General features: G+C 39.7%; 18 protein-coding genes. 15 read left to right on the top strand and 3 right to left on the bottom strand.

Annotated elements, in window-relative coordinates; genetic code table 11:
* Positions 1-210: 210 nt before the first annotated feature.
* On the top strand, positions 211-522 hold the full coding sequence (locus Q0791_RS09485) for a hypothetical protein (protein ID WP_299005300.1): 312 nt from the start codon (positions 211-213) through the stop codon (positions 520-522).
* 473 nt (positions 523-995) lie between these two features.
* Here the strand turns inward: Q0791_RS09485 and Q0791_RS09480 are convergent, their stop codons facing one another.
* A complete protein-coding gene (locus Q0791_RS09480; RefSeq protein ID WP_299005298.1) occupies positions 996-2,285 on the bottom strand; it encodes a site-specific integrase in 1,290 nt (429 codons plus the stop codon).
* 263 nt (positions 2,286-2,548) lie between these two features.
* Between Q0791_RS09480 and Q0791_RS09475 the strand changes: the two genes are divergently transcribed.
* The 3 genes from Q0791_RS09475 (at position 2,549) to Q0791_RS09465 (ending at position 5,470) form a co-directional block, all read left to right on the top strand.
* Positions 2,549-3,082: a heme NO-binding domain-containing protein gene (locus Q0791_RS09475; RefSeq protein ID WP_299005295.1), complete on the top strand. Its 534-nt coding sequence runs from the start codon at positions 2,549-2,551 to the stop codon at positions 3,080-3,082.
* A 105-nt stretch (positions 3,083-3,187) separates the two neighbouring features.
* The gene (locus tag Q0791_RS09470) at positions 3,188-3,721 is read left to right on the top strand and encodes a heme NO-binding domain-containing protein (RefSeq protein WP_299005292.1); all 534 of its coding nucleotides are present in this window, start codon (positions 3,188-3,190) and stop codon (positions 3,719-3,721) included.
* Positions 3,722-3,730: 9 nt separating this feature from the next.
* A complete protein-coding gene (locus tag Q0791_RS09465) occupies positions 3,731-5,470 on the top strand; it encodes an ATP-binding protein (RefSeq protein WP_299005289.1) in 1,740 nt (579 codons plus the stop codon).
* 7 nt (positions 5,471-5,477) lie between these two features.
* On the opposite strand, the gene Q0791_RS09460 is transcribed toward Q0791_RS09465, so the two are convergent.
* The gene (locus Q0791_RS09460; RefSeq protein ID WP_299005284.1) at positions 5,478-5,918 is read right to left on the bottom strand and encodes a hypothetical protein; all 441 of its coding nucleotides are present in this window, start codon (positions 5,916-5,918) and stop codon (positions 5,478-5,480) included.
* A gap of 292 nt (positions 5,919-6,210) precedes the next feature.
* On the opposite strand from Q0791_RS09460, the gene ccoN reads away from it, so the two are divergent.
* The 10 genes from ccoN to uspE all read left to right on the top strand — a co-directional run bounded on the left by ccoN (position 6,211) and on the right by uspE (position 15,452).
* Entirely contained in the window at positions 6,211-7,647 is a 1,437-nt protein-coding gene (gene ccoN, locus Q0791_RS09455) for a cytochrome-c oxidase, cbb3-type subunit I (RefSeq protein WP_299005281.1), read from the top strand.
* A gap of 11 nt (positions 7,648-7,658) precedes the next feature.
* Positions 7,659-8,273, top strand: coding sequence for a cytochrome-c oxidase, cbb3-type subunit II (gene ccoO, locus Q0791_RS09450; protein WP_299005279.1), 615 nt, complete (start codon positions 7,659-7,661; stop codon positions 8,271-8,273).
* A gap of 10 nt (positions 8,274-8,283) precedes the next feature.
* The gene (locus Q0791_RS09445) at positions 8,284-8,469 is read left to right on the top strand and encodes a cbb3-type cytochrome c oxidase subunit 3 (RefSeq protein WP_299005275.1); all 186 of its coding nucleotides are present in this window, start codon (positions 8,284-8,286) and stop codon (positions 8,467-8,469) included.
* An 11-nt stretch (positions 8,470-8,480) separates the two neighbouring features.
* Positions 8,481-9,449, top strand: coding sequence for a cytochrome-c oxidase, cbb3-type subunit III (gene ccoP, locus Q0791_RS09440; protein WP_299005274.1), 969 nt, complete (start codon positions 8,481-8,483; stop codon positions 9,447-9,449).
* Positions 9,450-9,603: 154 nt separating this feature from the next.
* A complete protein-coding gene (locus Q0791_RS09435; protein ID WP_299005271.1) occupies positions 9,604-10,083 on the top strand; it encodes a FixH family protein in 480 nt (159 codons plus the stop codon).
* Position 10,084: 1 nt separating this feature from the next.
* Complete coding sequence (locus Q0791_RS09430; RefSeq protein WP_299005268.1) at positions 10,085-12,544, top strand: heavy metal translocating P-type ATPase; 2,460 nt, start codon at positions 10,085-10,087, stop codon at positions 12,542-12,544.
* Positions 12,541-12,738, top strand: coding sequence for a cbb3-type cytochrome oxidase assembly protein CcoS (ccoS, locus tag Q0791_RS09425; RefSeq protein ID WP_299005265.1), 198 nt, complete (start codon positions 12,541-12,543; stop codon positions 12,736-12,738). Before Q0791_RS09430 ends, ccoS begins: the two co-directional genes overlap by 4 nt.
* The gene (locus Q0791_RS09420; protein ID WP_299005306.1) at positions 12,738-13,457 is read left to right on the top strand and encodes a sulfite exporter TauE/SafE family protein; all 720 of its coding nucleotides are present in this window, start codon (positions 12,738-12,740) and stop codon (positions 13,455-13,457) included. The genes ccoS and Q0791_RS09420 overlap by 1 nt, the downstream gene beginning before the upstream one ends.
* Before the next feature lie 196 nt (positions 13,458-13,653).
* Positions 13,654-14,415 carry an FNR family transcription factor gene (locus Q0791_RS09415; RefSeq protein WP_299005264.1) on the top strand — a complete coding sequence of 254 codons (762 nt, stop codon included), beginning with the start codon at positions 13,654-13,656 and terminating at the stop codon, positions 14,413-14,415.
* A gap of 104 nt (positions 14,416-14,519) precedes the next feature.
* The gene (gene uspE, locus Q0791_RS09410; RefSeq protein WP_299005262.1) at positions 14,520-15,452 is read left to right on the top strand and encodes a universal stress protein UspE; all 933 of its coding nucleotides are present in this window, start codon (positions 14,520-14,522) and stop codon (positions 15,450-15,452) included.
* A gap of 106 nt (positions 15,453-15,558) precedes the next feature.
* Here the strand turns inward: uspE and Q0791_RS09405 are convergent, their stop codons facing one another.
* Positions 15,559-16,296 carry a thioesterase domain-containing protein gene (locus Q0791_RS09405; RefSeq protein WP_299005259.1) on the bottom strand — a complete coding sequence of 246 codons (738 nt, stop codon included), beginning with the start codon at positions 16,294-16,296 and terminating at the stop codon, positions 15,559-15,561.
* A gap of 216 nt (positions 16,297-16,512) precedes the next feature.
* Between Q0791_RS09405 and ttcA the strand changes: the two genes are divergently transcribed.
* Complete coding sequence (gene ttcA / locus Q0791_RS09400) at positions 16,513-17,454, top strand: tRNA 2-thiocytidine(32) synthetase TtcA (protein ID WP_299005256.1); 942 nt, start codon at positions 16,513-16,515, stop codon at positions 17,452-17,454.
* Positions 17,455-17,541: the final 87 nt, after the last annotated feature.

Below are 17,541 nucleotides of genomic sequence, written 5' to 3'. Positions count from 1 at the left end.
TAGTAGAAAGGCACAAGCAAGATGTATTAATGCCGTGTTTATGCAGGATGTGGAGTTTAAGGCGAGTTTAACAAGGGGTTAAACAGGTATACGACTTGTGTGACATATCTACTTTGCTCCCTAATGTGACATCTTTAACTTGCCTTAACAGATAAATCAGAGAAATGTAGATCCTATATAATGATATGGTACCTTGATTGGTGAATACTAATGGCTATGAATAAAACCACTCATGTTAGAACATACAAAGATCAATTCGAGACAAAGGACTGGATTAAATTTGAACAACTTAATGATCCTTCTGGAACGGTAAGATATTACACCAGAGAATTAATGACATGTATTACATTAGGTATCTCAGCTACCAGCTTCCTTGAATTACTTGAATTACTTGAATTACTTGAATTACTTGAATTATGCGTACGACAACTGGTTATTTATTATATTACTCATCATGACATGTCGTTACCAAAAGCAATACAGTCTCACATTATTGAAGATAAAAAAAATAAGTTTAAATGAAAGAAAAATGGATGTTCAAAGATATAGTTAACCAACTTAAAGATAATGGTTTTTTCAATGCTACTGATGCGAAAACGGCTAAGAATATCTTTAAGACTCACAGAACTCCATAATTCATGGATTACCTTCAAGATTAATTGATGAAGATGAACTGAGTTTGAAGGGTTTATGAGTCTAATTGGTTAGTCTAAATCGGCAAAACAGCCAACATCATATTGCTTAATAATCAGATAGATAGATTGACGGCATTCGTTCCTTAATTTTCATCCTTAAACTCTTAAATCCTTAAAAAATAGAAAATTAAATTGTCCTCTTTTTTGTGGAAAACACCAATCATTAATGTAGTATCTTTTTAACTTGCATTGAAAGTATCAAAAAAATAGCGGATATATTGGTTAATAATCAAATTTAAAGTTTAATGCCGATAAGTATCATTATCGGCATTAACACATCACGCTAAAATGGGCAGAATCTTACTCAATACCTTCTAAATGATTGAGTGGTTTATTTGCAGCACTTTGATGACGTTCAGTCTTAGAAGTATGTAAGTATTGAGATGTCGTATCAATACTTTCATGACCCGCATCAGCCTGTACATGGGATAAAGGCCGATGATTTAAATTAATATCGTGAGTGATCCCAGTATGGCGAATATTATGCACAGTTAACGTGCGCATATCGGCTGCATCATCATTAAAACCTTCACGTTCAGCCTTATCGGCAGCCAAATTAATAATATGTTGCACTTCATCACGTAAGTGCCGAATACCTAGGTTGGCACTTAACACCCCGCTATCTCGCCCTCTTCCGGCCGCCTTATGTCGAATAAACAGTGGGTGCGTTTCACGGGGACTGGGATAATCGCTTAACCCCAAATACTGACGGTAATTCACTAGCGCATTTAATAATGCATGAGATATTGCGACATTTCTTTGTTTACCCCCTTTACTTTGAGGAATAAAAAAGCTCCAGATCCCTGTTTGCCTATCTTGTTGAAACTGGCTCATCATCGGCGAATACCCTGCCCTTGCGGCCACTTCTGAAATACGTAAATAACAAGAATAAATGAGTTTGATTAAAAACAAACTTCTTTGGTATATTTCAGGTTTATCAAGTGCCAATGTTTCCACTGTTGAAATCACATAGGACCATTGTAATTCTGTAAAGGCTAACTGTGATATGTCTTCTGGATCCCGTTGATATTTCTTCTTTGAGGCAAATCGACTTTTATTGAGCCAAGCTTGTGCTGGATTACGTTCACAATAATCTTCACTCATTAAATAACCATAAAATGAAGATAAAACAGCTAATTTGGTTTTTAAGGCATTATCACTTAACTGATAAGGTTGAATTTCACCCATTTTTTTCTTACCTAAAAAAGGCCGCCATTGAGCATTAGGAACACGCCCCCTCTCCCCTGCCTCCTTAAATTGTGCGACATTATAATAAGCAATTAAGGTTTCAGGCGGATGCTGACAATATTCAACATATTGACTGATTTCTCTTCGCCCAATCAGTGTTGGGGATTGTTTTATTACATCAAAACACCAATGAAAATAGGTGGTTAATTCACTGCGGTAGGCCTTATAATTATTTTCATTATATTTCTGCTCATATAACCAATCGCTGGCATGTTCAACTAAAATCCCCGCATCTTGTACGTCGTGTAAAGAAACTTGAGTGATATGCTGATTAACAATAGCGTTACCCAATAATAAAAAATCATGGCTATCGAAAAGAGGCATAACAGGTGGTAATTCCATAGGCTGTATTGCTCATTAAATTTAAAAAGAATAACGTGTATTATAGAATTTAAAACAACAAAGTCATAGTTTTACCATCCATTACGCTAGGTTTTTTCCATATAAAAAACAGAAGGTTAACTAACAAGCAATTGAAGGTCAATTTCAGCACAAAATACCATCTAAGCATATATTTATTGATCTCCCCAATGAGAGGCATAATACTTATTTAAACTCCCCTGAAGTCAAAGGGGAAACATTGACTATTGATGGTAAAGGACAATATGACAGGCATTATTTTTATTGAACTGATAAACGTCATTAAAAGCAATTTCGGTCTTGAACTCTTTGAGGCAATGAAAGAAGAGGCGAATGAAGATGGCCAATTTGTTAAAACCGGAAGCTATTCTCATCATAGGTTATTCAACATGATTAACTCACTGAGTCGGCTCACGAGGATTTCTTCTCAAGATTTATTAGAGCTCATAGGTCAACAGGTCTTTTTACCACTGCTAACCAGCCTTCCCATTAAAATTGGTAGCATAAGTAATACCATTGATTTCGTTATTCATGTGGAAACCTACATTCACCATGAAGCACAGAAATTGTATCCTAATTCCACAATGCCTACCTTTAATTTTATTTTTATCTCAGAAAATCAACTCATCATGGATTACCATTCGCCTCGCTGCATGGGGTATATCTGCTTTGGTTTATTAAAGGGATGTGCCCAGTATTTTGAGGAAAAAATCAAAATCACCCTACAGTTAATGGATGATTCAGGCTCTCACGTCCGTTTTAACTTGACTAAACTTTAATGGTCTTAGTACACCTTTCAGTCATTGTGTGTTGACGTTTTTTCTTTTGCCAACAATACTTAGCTAAAGCGTTTATCGTTCAGCATCCTTGTTAAGGAAGATAATATGAAAGGACTCATTTTTACAGAGTTTTTTGAGGTTGTAGAAGAAGCATTTGGTGTTGACATCTGTGAAGAAATGCTAGAACAGGCTGATGATGACGGAATATATACCAGTGTTGGTAGCTATGATCATAAAAAGTTAGTCAAAATGATCGTCATTTTAAGCAAGCTTACCAAAGTCCCCATTGAAACCCTACAGGAAGTCTTTGGTGAAAAAGCGTTTTCAGCCTTAAAAGAGAGCCTGCCTATAGACACTGACAATATCACTAACACCCTTGATTTTATTCAACATGTAGAATCTTTCATTCATGTCGAAGTGAAAAAACTCTATCCAGACTCAACCTTGCCCACTTTTGAATTTGTTTCTGTTACACCTGAACAATTGATCATGGATTATCTTTCTCCTAGGTGCATGGGACATGTTTGTTTAGGGCTAATGAAAGGCTGCGCTGCGCATTTTAATGAAGACGTTAATATCGATATGGTTCCAGTCGATGACATTGGCTCTCACGTGCGTTTTACTATTACTCGGCAATAAAGCATTAACATGGATCTTGAAAAAAATAATGCATTACTGACTAAAAAACTGGCTCGAGAAAAAGCCGCTAGAAAAGCGGCTGAAAAATTATTAGAAGCAAAAAGTTTAGAAGTCTATAACGCTAATCTAGCGTTACAGGAATCATTAAATACAGTACAAACTAAATTAGATCAAGACTCCATGTTACTGGCTTATAAAGCAAAAATGGATAGCCAGTTGTTACATTTCAGTCAACTTTTTTTAAAGCAATCCCCCACAAATACACTGCTCGAAGAATTTATTGATAAGCTGACCGATCATGACATCATTAGTGGCATGCACATCAACATTAAACTGCAGAATAAAGATACCATTTTTTTTCAACATACTTATATGACTGGACGCACTCAAACGTGGACATTACCTAACGAATTGACTTCAAATAATAGCTATTGGGATCAACATAATAATTTATTTTGGGTCTCTCTATCTGGCCTGGATAATTGTTATTTTGCCGCAAAAATTGATCCCAGTGTCACTATCACTTATCAAAGCTGGCTTAACCCAATACAAAAACATTTATCTCTATTTGGTGAATTATTAACCTCAGTTTTTATTCGGCATATTACGCTGATTGAAGAAGTCAATGCAAGAAAACAAGCTGAAGAATCAGAAAAAGCGACACAAAGCTTTTTAGCCATGATTAATCATGAGCTTAGAACACCATTAAATGGGTTATTGGGTAGCGCCGAGTTATTGGCTGACACCTCACTTGCAGATAATCAAAGAAAGCTACTAACAACGTTGAACAGCTCAGGTGAATTATTGAGGAATATTATTAACGATTTGCTCGACTACAGTAAAATGAATGCCAATATGTTTGAACTCATCGAAGGGGTATTCAATGTTCAAGAAGTGGCCGATCTCTTGCTGACCATTTTTAATCATTCCGCAGAAGATAAAGGACTTAAATTTATTATCCATCGTAGTGAAAGCATTCCACTTCATCTCATGGGTGACGTCGATAGACTCAAACAGATCTGTGTCAATTTAATTGGTAACGCCATTAAGTTCACGGAAAAAGGCAGTGTTAAGGTTGAATTTGATTGGCGTGAAGAGCAGCTCATTTTTGCTGTTACTGATACAGGGACTGGCATTCAAGCCTGTGATATCGACAAATTATTTCAACCTTTTAGCCAAATCGATTTATCCAGTAAAAAAGCCCATGAAGGCACAGGGTTAGGACTGTCTATTTGCAAAAAGCTGTCTCAACTTATGGGGGGAGATATTCATGTCAGAAGCCAGTTCGGTCAAGGATCCACCTTTAGTGTCCAGCTCCCTTTAGTAACTGCTAGCAAAGAAGCGCAGGCAGATCATCAAAAAAGTTCAACAAACACCTCATTGAAAGGAATGAAAATTCTTGTCGTCGAAGATGTCAAAACAAATCAAATGATAATTAATTTGATGCTAAAAAAACTTCAGCTCACCCCTCAGTTTGCCGATAATGGCCTGGAAGCTTTAGAGCAACTTAAATTCAATAATTTTGACATTATTTTAATGGATTGCCGCATGCCAGTTATGGATGGTTTTACTGCAACAGAAACCCTACGCCATCAAGGCTATAATAAACCTATCATCGCCCTCACCGCAGGAACAACATCCACTGAGCGCGAACAATGTCTTCAAGCCGGTATGGATGATATTTTATTTAAGCCTTATAAATTAGAAGATATTCAAGATACCTTGTGTCATTGGAGTCAAACACAATAAGTGAGGCTCAAACAGTGTTATCGGCTAAAATGGCAAAAACAAGCTCACGATTTTCACCTAAATAATCAAAGGTTACAATAGCATTCCAAACCATATAACCACTACTGCAACTTCCATATAATAACTGACCAGAGTACTGCTTATCACTTATTTGGCTCAGTCTTATGGGAATAACACCCATAAACATATCTCTCCCTTCGAGACGCATCGTCATATTTTTAACGGCTTTGTTAGCAGATATTCGAAATGCAAAAGGCGTTTCACTGGGCGCATCTGGGCGAGTTAGCGACAAAGAAACCGCTAAAGCAATATCCTCCACACTTTTTTGGCATGGTGATGAATGAAATTGACATAAATCAGGATCATGGGAGTAGGTCACCACATCGGTTTCTTTTTGACCACAGGCCAATAACAAAGCACAAATTGCCGTAACAATAACCAACTTCATTAAAATATTTCACACCTTGAATTGTTATTTTTCATCTCAATAGACGAAATGAATAACATTCTATTGAGTAGCTTGATCCAGATCAACTTTTAAACCACCCTAATTCCTATCTTTTTTAACATGGCTACAGTATCATGAGCGCACCCTAGGGTCTAATTGTAAACCTTAGGTTACACTCTGGCATAATTGTAACTTTTTATTAACTTTTAAGTGTTAATTTTGTCATTTTTTACCGAATTGAGCTCGTCTCTATTCTAACAATAAATAATAAGTAATAAGCAGTGGAAGCAATATGATGAACCATTCCCAGCCTAAAGGCGCTGATTACAATTACACCGTCGTCAGACAATTTGCCCTAACCACAGTGTTATGGGGAATTGTTGGCATGTCTGTCGGTGTATTAATCGCAGCTCAGCTAATTTGGCCTCAGCTAAACTTTGAAACACCTTGGTTGACTTATAGTCGACTCCGCCCACTTCATACCAATGCCGTTATTTTTGCATTTGGTACCTCCGCGTTATTTGCAACCTCTTACTACATCGTACAACGTACCTGTCAAACGCGCTTATTTGCGCCAAGACTGGCTGCATTTACGTTTTGGGGATGGCAAGCAATCATTATCGCCGCAGTCATCACTTTACCTTTGGGTTTCACTCAAGGTAAAGAATATGCTGAACTTGAATGGCCAATTGATATCGCCATCGCCATAGTGTGGATTGCCTACGCGACGGTTTTCTTTGGCACCGTAGTTAAACGCACAACCTCGCATATTTATGTTGCAAACTGGTTTTTTGGCGCCTTCATCATTACGGTTGCCGTGCTTCACATCGTGAACTCTATGGCAGTGCCGCTAACGTTATGGAAATCCTATTCCTTATACAGTGGTGCCGTTGATGCCATGGTACAATGGTGGTATGGACATAATGCCGTTGGCTTCTTATTGACAGCAGGCTTTTTAGGCATGATGTATTATTTTGTGCCTAAACAAGCGGGTCGTCCCATTTACTCTTATCGTTTATCGATAGTGCATTTTTGGGCATTAATTGCCTTGTATATTTGGGCAGGTCCGCATCACCTTCACTATACCGCCCTACCCGATTGGACTCAGTCACTGGGTATGGTGATGTCACTGATTTTATTTGCCCCTTCTTGGGGAGGAATGATCAACGGTATCATGACCTTGTCAGGTGCATGGCATAAGCTGCGTACCGATCCTATCCTTCGTTTCTTAGTCGTTTCACTCTCTTTCTACGGCATGTCGACATTTGAAGGGCCGATGATGGCCATTAAAACAGTCAACGCGCTATCGCATTATACGGATTGGACCATTGGACACGTTCATTCTGGCGCATTAGGTTGGGTGGCAATGATCTCTATTGGTTCGCTTTATCACCTCATTCCTGTTTTGTTTAATCATGGCCGTATGTATAGCACGAGTTTAATCAATGTGCATTTCTGGTTAGCCACTATTGGCACCGTTTTATACATAGTCTCCATGTGGATTTCAGGTGTCATGCAAGGCTTAATGTGGCGCGCAGTAAATACTGATGGCACACTCACTTACAGCTTTGTTGAAAGTTTAGAAGCTTCTTATCCCTTCTATTTCGTGCGTTTCATCGGCGGCTGTTTCTTCTTAACGGGTATGCTCATCATGGCATATAACGTTATTCGAACCGTTAAGGCGCCTAAAGATTCTTTACCCGCCTTGGCTGAAGCCAAAGCTGTTTAAGGAGAGATTTGATGAAATTCAATCATGAACTCGTAGAGAAAAATATCGGTTTATTAGGTATTTTTACTGTGATAGCCATCAGTTTTGGTAGCCTGGTCGAAATTACACCTCTGTTATTTCAAAAAGATACCACTGAGCCGCTTGACGGACAAATCCCTTATACTGCTTTGCAAATAGAAGGTCGTGACATCTATGTCCGTGAAGGTTGTTATAACTGCCACAGTCAAATGATCCGTCCACTTAGAGCTGAAACTGAACGTTATGGACATTACTCTGTTGCTGCAGAGTCGGTCTGGGATCACCCTTTCCAATGGGGCTCTAAACGTACAGGCCCCGATCTGGCTCGAGTTGGAGGTCGTTACAGTGATAAATGGCATGAAGTGCATTTAATCGATCCTCGTGCTGTGGTACCCCAGTCAAATATGCCTGGCTTTCCTTGGCTTGCAGAAAATACGTTAGATGGTGAATTAACGGGTAAGAAGATGAGTATCTTACGCAGCTTACACCCTAACGATGATATGTATACCGATGAAGAAATTGCCAATGCAAAACAAGCTGTTGAAGGTAAGACAGAGCTACAAGCTCTGGTTGCTTATTTACAATCCCTTGGACACGCATTGAAATAAGGAGCGAATAATGGATTACGGTACATTACAGGGGATAATTACTCTGGTTGTTTTGTTGACCTTTGTTGGCATCTTTGCTTGGGCATACAGTTCACATCAAAAAGCGGCATTTGACGATGCTGCTAACCTTGTTTTTTCTGATGAGGAAACAACAAGTGAACCCAGCCAAACGACAAATGCAGGGGAGCATAAGTGATGGCGAATGTAATGACAAATTTCTGGAGTTTGTGGGTATCTATACTCACAACAGTGGTCATTTTAGGCTGTATTTTCTTATTACGTGTGTGTACGAAAAACACTACAGGCGTGAAAGAAGGTGAGTCCATGGGCCACTCTTTTGATGGTATTGAAGAGCTTAATAATCCACTACCAAAATGGTGGAGTTATATGTTCTACATTACGATTGTATTCAGTATTGTTTATTTGATCCTTTATCCCGGTATGGGAAATTATAAAGGCTTATTTAACTGGTCTAGCGCTAACCAAAGTGTTCGCACTCTTGAAGAGTCAAAAGCGGCGGTGATCCAAGCGGCAAAAGAAGGCCGTTGGGTACAATACGATCAAGAAGTAAAGCATGCTGATGAACAATTTGGCCCAATTTTTCAAGCTTATGCGGATACGCCACTTGAAGAGTTAGTCAAAAATAAAGAAGCGCTAAAAGTCGGTGGACGTCTTTTCTTACAAAACTGTGCCATGTGCCACGGTTCTGATGCCAGAGGCAGCAAAGGCTTTCCTAATTTGACCGATGATTCTTGGTTATATGGTGGGGATTTAGCCACGATTAAAACCAGCATCATGAATGGTCGAAATGGCATGATGCCCCCTAAAGGTGGACTGCCAATTGAAGACAGTGAAATTAAAGGCTTAACTGAATATGTGGTGAAGCTATCGGGTCGTGAACATGACGCGGCATTGGCTGCACAAGGTCAAGGCTCATTCATGAAAGGTTGTTTTGCCTGTCACGGCATGGATGGTTCTGGTAATAAGTTCATGGGAGCGCCTAACCTGACCGATAATGCTTGGTTATACGGTGGTAGTCGAGGTGCCATTGAACAAACCATCAAGCACGGCCGAACCGGTGTGATGCCAGCATGGAAAGAGGTATTGGGTAAGCAAAAGGTGCATGTGATCGCCGCTTACGTTTACAGCTTGTCACATAAAGACGATAAAGAGTAATCAAAGCGCAGTCCTATTGACGCCAATGGATAAGGCCTTCGACATAACGTTGAGGGCTTTTTTTTAAGCGGCCTTCATTTCCAATATGTTATTTTATTTTGAATTTATAGTATTTATATCTTTGTTTTAACGTTATTTATAAAAGGATAGTGTCATGTCATCACCACAAGCCTGGTATAAGCAGTTCTGGCCTTGGTTTCTTATTATTTTACCTTTATGTGCCGTTGTCGCGAGTATTAATCTCTTGATGCTTGCCATTGATAATAAAGATCCCTTAGTGTCGGATGATTATTATAAAGAAGGAAAAGCCATCAATTTAGACTTACGTAAAATGAAGCAAGCTCAACAACTCGGAATGAATTATGCCCTTCGATTTGATGATGAATATGTCGAAATTAAGCAAGAAGGTGGCGAGGAATATTTAGCCGCCTTAAGTGTGGGTTTTTTCCACCCTACTATCGCCTCAAAAGATTTCAGTGAAATCGTGACTCCCGACGCCAATGGCATCTACCGTATTGAACTTAATCAAAATATTTCTGGTCCCTGGGAAGTGAGATTAGAAGGTTATGATCAATCATGGCGCATTCAAAAACGCTTAACTTTAGTTGATGATTCTGACTACTGGTTGAATTAATATGACGACACAGACTCGCTGTTTTCACTGTGGTGAAGCCGTATTATCAGGTAAGCCGTTATATACCCGTATACAAAATAACGATGAGGCCATGTGCTGTCTTGGTTGCCAAGCGGTATCCCAAGCCATTGTTGATGCGGGTCTGTTAAATTATTATCAATTTAGAACGCAGTCGGGTACATCACAGCAACACTTAGTGCCAACAGAACTGACTCAGTTTAGTGCTTATGATTTAAATGAAGTACAAGAAGAATTTGTTTATCAACAAAATCAATTTAAACAAGTCTCCTTAACCATTGAGGGGATCACTTGTGCCGCCTGCACTTGGCTTATCGAACATAAACTTAAACAATTGCCTGGTATTAAAAATGTTTCAGTCAATTCCACCACAGAGCGAGCACTGATTGTATGGGATCCGAAGCTGCTAAAATTAAGTGATATTTTAAGCCAAATCACCCATATTGGTTATCAAGCCCATCCTTTTCAAATTGATGAGCAAGAAATCAAAACCAAAAAAGACAGTCGGCAATTTTTACTCCGTTTAGGGCTAGCCGGTTTTGCCACTATGCAAGTCATGATGTTCGCCCTTGCCCTTTACTCTGGCTTTTTTACCGATTTAGACCATGAATTTAGAGACTATTTTCGCTGGGTCAGTATGCTATTTGCCGCCCCTGTTGTCTTTTATTCTGCTCAGCCTTTCTATTTCAGTGCTATTCGCGCATTACTCATGGGCCGAGTCAATATGGATGTTTCTGTGAGTATCGCCATCTGCGGTGCTTACATTGCCAGTTGTATTGAGACCATCAATGGCAGCGGAGAAGTCTATTTTGAATCCGTTTCTATGTTCACTTTTTTCTTATTGCTTGGACGATACTTTGAACAGAATGCTCGCCAAAAAGCCTCGGTCAATGCCAGTAATTTACATAAACTTACCCCGCTGACAGCCAATAAGGTCAACGGTGAAACGATTACGGAAATTCCAGCAAAAAAATTAGCCCTAGGTGATATTATTTTGGTCAAACCCGGTGAAGTGATTGCCGCAGATGGAAAAGTACTGAGTGGTAGCAGCAGTGTCAACGAATCCATGTTAACGGGTGAGCCCCTTCCTATTATCAAGAAAAAACAGAGCACTGTTTTTGCCGGTACCATCAATATAGATCACCCCTTAAATGTTGAAGTCACCGCTGTGGGCCAGGCCCAATTAGTCGCCGATATTATTCGTCTACAAGAAGCGGCCAGTCATAATAAGCCTAAAATCGCATTATATGCCGACAAGTTTTCAAATACTTTCACAGCAGTTGTATTAATACTGGCTGGACTGAGCTATTTTTTTTGGCATTTTTATTCACCCAGTGATGCGTTTTGGATAACGCTTTCTGTATTGGTGGCCACCTGCCCTTGCGCCTTAGCTTTAGCCACACCAACAGCGATTACCTGTAGCACATCAATATTGACACGAATGGGGATCATTAGTCGCCAAAATGATGTATTGGAAAAACTTCCGCTTATCGAACATGTTGTCTTTGATAAAACGGGCACCTTAACGTGTGGTACCTTTTCTATTGATTCAGTGACATTAGTTAATCAAGAATTAGCGCATCAAGAGCACGGAGCCACAACCTCTTACACTAAAAACTTGTACAGCAAAGAAGATATTTTAACCATAGCCGCGGCATTAGAAGCCCATTCACTCCATCCAATTGCTTCAGCATTTAGGCCTTTTCAACAACAAAACATTATCGCGAGTCAATGTCAAAATGAAGTAGGTCTAGGCATTTCTGGTATTGTTAACGGTAAACATTATCGGTTGGGTAGTGCTGAATTTATCGGGGTCAGTCCTGAGTTTAGCCAGAAAGAAAAAAACCTAAAAACCGGACAAATGATTTGGCTAAGTGAAAACAACCAACTTGTAGCCAATATTCTTCTTAATGATACCATTCGAGTCGATGCCATCGACACCATCAAGCAATTACAGCGTTCTGGTTGTAAAGTCAGTATGGCCACTGGCGCGAATGGTCCACAGGTCAAGGTACTTGCAGAAAAATTAAATATTTCAAATGTTCATCAGGGATTAAAGCCTGAGCAAAAATTAAAGTTGATCCGCAAGTTGCAGCAAGGCGCTCATGTCGCCATGTTTGGAGATGGGATCAATGATGCCCCCGTATTAGCTGGCGCCAATATGTCAATTGCGATGGGCAGTGGTGCCGCTATCACCAAAAGCAATGCTGATTTGATTTTGTTAGGCGATCACCTTTCGCGCTTTAATGACGCCATGAAGGTGGCTAAAAAAACCAAAGCCATTATTCAACAAAACTTACTTTGGGCATTGGGTTATAATGTCCTCATTATTCCACTTGCTTTATCGGGCCACCTTCTCCCCTATGTGGCAGCACTTGGCATGTCAGCCAGCTCTCTGATTGTTGTTTTTAACAGTTTGCGATTATTAAAGGTTAAAGTATGAGTATTATTTATGTGTTAATCCCTATTGCAATTATTTTTGTCATTATTGCAATAGGCGTTTTCTTTTGGGCGGTTCGTTCCGATCAATTTGATGATCTCGAAAAGCAAAGCGTATCGATATTATTTGATGACGAACCGACTAAAGCAGACTCAGAGCAAGGGAAAGCAGGCAATATTGAGAGGAACAACCCTTGATAAATGAGTATGGCATAGTGGGTGCTTTCATTGTCGGGCTCATGGGTGCGGCACATTGTGTTGGAATGTGTGCAGGGATTGTCGGTGCACTATCTAGCCAACAAGACACACGCCCAATAACAGGATTAGCACAGCGCAAACCGAACATGCCCTTTGCCAAACAATTATCACTGGTGCTCAATTATAACCTCGGCCGAATAAGCAGCTATACGCTTGCAGGCGCTATGGTAGGTGGTTTTGCCAGTGGTTTAGGAACCTTGTTTAATATTGACGCTTACCTACTATTTCTACGTGTTCTCGCCGGTTTTATGATGATTGCCACTGGGCTTTATATTGCTCAGTTTTGGGCTGGAGTAATGCAAATTGAGCATATAGGCAAATTTGTTTGGCGATGGTTAGCCCCCATGGCACAAAAATTTATTCCCGTTGAGACGCCTCGCCAAGCCATTGCGGCAGGACTGCTTTGGGGCTGGTTACCCTGCGGATTAGTGTACAGCACATTAACATGGTCGGTTGCAGCTAACTCAGCCTTAGAAGGTGGGCTCATTATGTTAGCCTTTGGACTCGGCACCTTACCCGCTTTACTGAGCATGGGCATGGCCGCAACACAACTCAGTTTCTGGGTTCAAAAAAAATCCGTTCGCAAATTCAGCGGTATTATCCTCATTTTATTTGGTACACAAACCTTATATATCGCTTTGGCACAATACCTTCATTAGTTGTCCTGCTTTCATATTCTTTACGCCTATCAAAGTTTATTTCCCTAAAGTAACTGAAGAGCCTATCTTTGTTTAACTTTGGGGGCTATTTTTTATCATGCTGATTTTTGAAGCGATCAACATCACACTATCCTTATAAAAAGTAGGTTAATATGAGATGATAATGCCGAAAGACGAAATTTACGGATGTTAGTCAATGAAAATAGCCTCGAATCAAGCTTGCCGAAAAGTGACCTCAACCCTACATTGCCATGACTGTAGCATGGCAGAATTGTGTATTCCTTTTAGCTTAAACCATCAAGAACTCGATTTACTTGATAATATTATTGAACGTAAAAAGCCCATTCAAAAAGGGGAACAGATCATTAAAGCCGGAGAGCCATTACAATCTTTATATGCCTTACGTTCAGGTACATTAAAAAGTTATACCATAACAGAACAAGGAGATGAACAAATAACAGGATTTCATCTTGCGGGTGATGTCATTGGTTTCGACAGCATTTATTCTGGCATTCATCAAAGTTTTTCACAGGCATTAGAAACATCAATGATATGTGAAATCCCCTACTCAACCTTAGATACATTATCGGGTACGCTTCCTAAACTGAGACAACAAGTCATGCGTTTAATGAGTAATGAGATCCAAAGCGATCAAGAAATGATTTTATTGCTCAGTAAGAAAAATGCCGAAGAACGCTTGGCCACTTTTTTAAATCAACTGGCGAGACGTTTTAGTGAGCGTGGTTTTTCTAAAAAAGCGTATCGCTTGGTGATGACAAGAGGTGATATTGGGAATTACCTTGGATTAACCGTTGAAACCATCAGTCGACTGCTAGGGCGCTTTCAAAAAGCCAATATACTTCAAGTGCAAGGAAAAGATATCAGTATTGTTGATTTTGATGCCCTCGAAAAACTCGCTGGACTGGAAAAGACAAGAAATAGACAAGAAATAAGATAAAGCATAAATAAAATGGCTATCAAGCTTTGCTTTATCTACAGTAATATCATTAAAACCCTATTTAATCGCGCTATGAAGGCACAGCTTATAAGGAGAATGATGTCATGACGGAATATAAAAAACTTCTCGTCGTTATCGATCCCAAAACGGATAATCAAGCCGCACTGGCAAGAGCTGTCGAACTTGCTATCCCGAATTCAGCTAGTATTACTGTATTTCTCTCTATTTATGATTTTTCATACGAAATGACTTCGATTGTCTCTCATCAAGAGCGCGAAGCCATGAGGGCTGGAGTAGTAACTCAGCGAAAAACTTGGTTGGAAAACATACTGACTCAGTATCAAAAAGAAGGCATCACGATTAACACTAATGTGGTTTGGCATAATCGTCCTTTTGAAAGTATTATTCTTTACGCCATCAAAGGAGAATATGATCTTATTGTAAAAGGCACTCATGAACATGATAAATTCAAGTCAGTTATTTTCACCCCTACCGATTGGCATTTGATGCGTAAGGCCCCTGTTCCGGTATTATTGGTTAAAGATCATGATTGGCCAGTCCAAGGGAAAATTTTATGCGCAGTTAATGTGGGCTCCGAAGATGATGCTCACCAAGCACTCAACAATAAAATTATCGAAAATGCGAATCAACTGGCTGCGCAATTTGATGCACAAGTTCATCTTGTTAATGGCTATCCAGGCACTCCCGTCAACCTTGCCATAGAACTGCCTGATTTTGACAGCTACGCCTATACAGAAACCTTACGTATGCAACATGAACAAAGAATTCACTCCCTTGCCAGTCATCATGCCATCGCAACGGATTGTTGTCATGTTGTGGAAGGGTTAGCTGAAGATGTGATCCCTGATATCGCTAAGCAAATTGATGCCGAATTAGTCATATTAGGCACAGTTGGGCGAACAGGTTTTTCAGCAGCCCTGATTGGTAATACGGCAGAACATGTCATTGATAGCCTCAATTGTGATTTATTAGCCATTAAGCCTGATGGTTACCGCTCACCGTTAGCGGATGATTAGCCACTAAGATAAATATGGACGTTATTGACGGAATCAATAACGTTGAAAAGCCCATTCTTAATGGGCTTTTTCATTGCTGGTGGCATATAGATGTATGAGCATCTATTCAAAGTAATGCTATTATAATCTTGTTTACATGGGATAATAGTGCTTGTGGATCTTTATCAATAAAGAAATGATCGCCTTGAAGATAGGTTAATGTCGCCTTATTACTTGTTAAGTCTTGCCAAGCAAGCAGTTGCTCTTCACTAATATCATCATCACATCCACTGAAAACATGTATTGGACACCTTATCGCTTCGCCAGTAGCGACATAAGATTCTGCAATCGAAAAATCGGCTTTAAGCATGGGATATAAGAATGACATCAGCTCCTCATGCTGCAGCACGGCACTGGAAGTACCATTTAATTTCTTTAATTCATGCACAAATTCAGCTTGTTCAAGGTGGGCGATATTGGGTTTATGGCTCAAGACATGAGGCGCTCGGCTGCCAGAGGCGATTAACACCTTAGGCAAAGGTTGACGCTGTGCCTGTAGTTGTAAAGCCAATTCAAACGCCACTCGACTGCCTAAGCTATGACCAAAAAAAGCATAAGGCTTTTCAGTAATAAAATGCATATTTTTCATCAATTCACTGATTAACTGCTCCATTGTCACCGCTGGTGGCTCATCAATACGTGTCGATCGCCCAGGCGGCTGAAAATACACTAATTCGATATCATTGGGTAAATCATTTTGCCAGTGCTTAAAGATGGCAGCACTGCCGCCGGCATAAGGAAAACAAAATAGCCTCAAACGGGCATTTGGCCGAATATGGGGTAAAATAAAGCAAGACTGAGACACCAAAACACAAACCTTAATAATCAAAAGAGGTAAAAAGTAACGCGACAACATGATTTAAACAAGCACAATGACTTTTTCACTAATTAAAAATAGTTCACTTTATATAAACTTACTCATCTTTAGGAAAAATCAAAAGTAAGCAGTCATTACGCTTTACCCTTAAGGTGTAAACTGAAATAATATGCGCCTTAAATTGACCGTAATGAAGTATGTTTTATGTCTGAAGAAAAATCCCCCAAGCAAATCACTCGAATCAATAAACTGCGTAAGCGTTTGCGTCGTGAAGTGGGTAATGCCATTGCCGATTACGCTATGATTGAAGACGGAGATACGGTTATGTGCTGCCTGTCAGGCGGAAAAGACAGTTATGCCATGTTAGACATTTTACTGAATTTACAAAAGCGAGCACCCATCCAATTCAATATTGTGGCAGTCAATTTAGATCAAAAACAACCTGGCTTTCCTGAAGAGGTGTTGCCTCGGTACCTTGATACTTTAGGCGTCACCTACCATATTCTAGAAAAAGATACCTATTCCATTGTAATGGATAAAGTTCCAGAAGGTAAAACAACCTGCTCTTTATGCTCACGTTTACGCCGTGGCACCTTATATGGTTTTGCTCAAAAAATTGGTGCCACAAAAATTGCCCTTGGGCATCACAGAGACGATATTATTGAGACTTTGTTTTTAAATATGTTTTTTGGCGGAAAAATGAAAGCTATGCCACCTAAACTATTATCTGATGACAAAGCCAATATGGTGATCCGCCCCTTAGCTTATTGCCGAGAAAAAGACATCGCAGAGTATGCTAAATTGAGTGATTTTCCCATCATTCCTTGCAATCTATGTGGCTCTCAAGAAAACCTTAAACGAGCAGCCGTTAAAGATATGCTTAAGCAATGGGATAAAGATCATCCAGGCAGAATTGAAACCATTTTTACCGCCATGCAAAATACTGCTCCATCACAAGGTATCGATAGAGAACAATTCGATTTCCTTGCACTAAAACGAGATGATTCTGTTGTTGCATCAGGTGATGTTGCCGAAGCCTCGCTTCCAGCTTTTGATTTTCTCGATGTATCCAACAGTGGTCACATTAATCTTGATCAATATGCTGGCGAGCGAATTGATATCGTCAATACTTACACACCGAAATAATACCACCTCTCAAGCTCGCCGCTTTATCGATTAGCAGAACTTAACGCCTTTTAAGTTCTGCTGTTATCTACTGCTCAACTTTATTCA

It is taken from the genome of uncultured Shewanella sp., assembly GCF_947495455.1.
In the GTDB taxonomy this organism is placed as follows: domain Bacteria; phylum Pseudomonadota; class Gammaproteobacteria; order Enterobacterales; family Shewanellaceae; genus Shewanella.
The sequence above is the reverse complement of the archived record's forward strand: the minus strand, read 5'-3'. Positions and strand labels throughout refer to the sequence as shown.

Coding starts and splice junctions, on each gene's coding strand:
- ccoN (WP_299005281.1), top strand. CDS start 6,211: ATGATGAACCATTCCCAGCCTAAAGGCGCTGATTACAATTACACCGTC.
- ccoS (WP_299005265.1), top strand. CDS start 12,541: ATGAGTATTATTTATGTGTTAATCCCTATTGCAATTATTTTTGTCATT.
- Q0791_RS09415 (WP_299005264.1), top strand. CDS start 13,654: ATGAAAATAGCCTCGAATCAAGCTTGCCGAAAAGTGACCTCAACCCTA.
- Q0791_RS09485 (WP_299005300.1), top strand. CDS start 211: ATGGCTATGAATAAAACCACTCATGTTAGAACATACAAAGATCAATTC.
- Q0791_RS09480 (WP_299005298.1), bottom strand. CDS start 2,285: ATGGAATTACCACCTGTTATGCCTCTTTTCGATAGCCATGATTTTTTA.
- Q0791_RS09430 (WP_299005268.1), top strand. CDS start 10,085: ATGACGACACAGACTCGCTGTTTTCACTGTGGTGAAGCCGTATTATCA.
- ccoO (WP_299005279.1), top strand. CDS start 7,659: ATGAAATTCAATCATGAACTCGTAGAGAAAAATATCGGTTTATTAGGT.
- Q0791_RS09465 (WP_299005289.1), top strand. CDS start 3,731: ATGGATCTTGAAAAAAATAATGCATTACTGACTAAAAAACTGGCTCGA.
- Q0791_RS09470 (WP_299005292.1), top strand. CDS start 3,188: ATGAAAGGACTCATTTTTACAGAGTTTTTTGAGGTTGTAGAAGAAGCA.
- ttcA (WP_299005256.1), top strand. CDS start 16,513: ATGTCTGAAGAAAAATCCCCCAAGCAAATCACTCGAATCAATAAACTG.
- Q0791_RS09435 (WP_299005271.1), top strand. CDS start 9,604: ATGTCATCACCACAAGCCTGGTATAAGCAGTTCTGGCCTTGGTTTCTT.
- Q0791_RS09475 (WP_299005295.1), top strand. CDS start 2,549: ATGACAGGCATTATTTTTATTGAACTGATAAACGTCATTAAAAGCAAT.
- Q0791_RS09460 (WP_299005284.1), bottom strand. CDS start 5,918: ATGAAGTTGGTTATTGTTACGGCAATTTGTGCTTTGTTATTGGCCTGT.
- uspE (WP_299005262.1), top strand. CDS start 14,520: ATGACGGAATATAAAAAACTTCTCGTCGTTATCGATCCCAAAACGGAT.
- Q0791_RS09445 (WP_299005275.1), top strand. CDS start 8,284: ATGGATTACGGTACATTACAGGGGATAATTACTCTGGTTGTTTTGTTG.
- ccoP (WP_299005274.1), top strand. CDS start 8,481: ATGACAAATTTCTGGAGTTTGTGGGTATCTATACTCACAACAGTGGTC.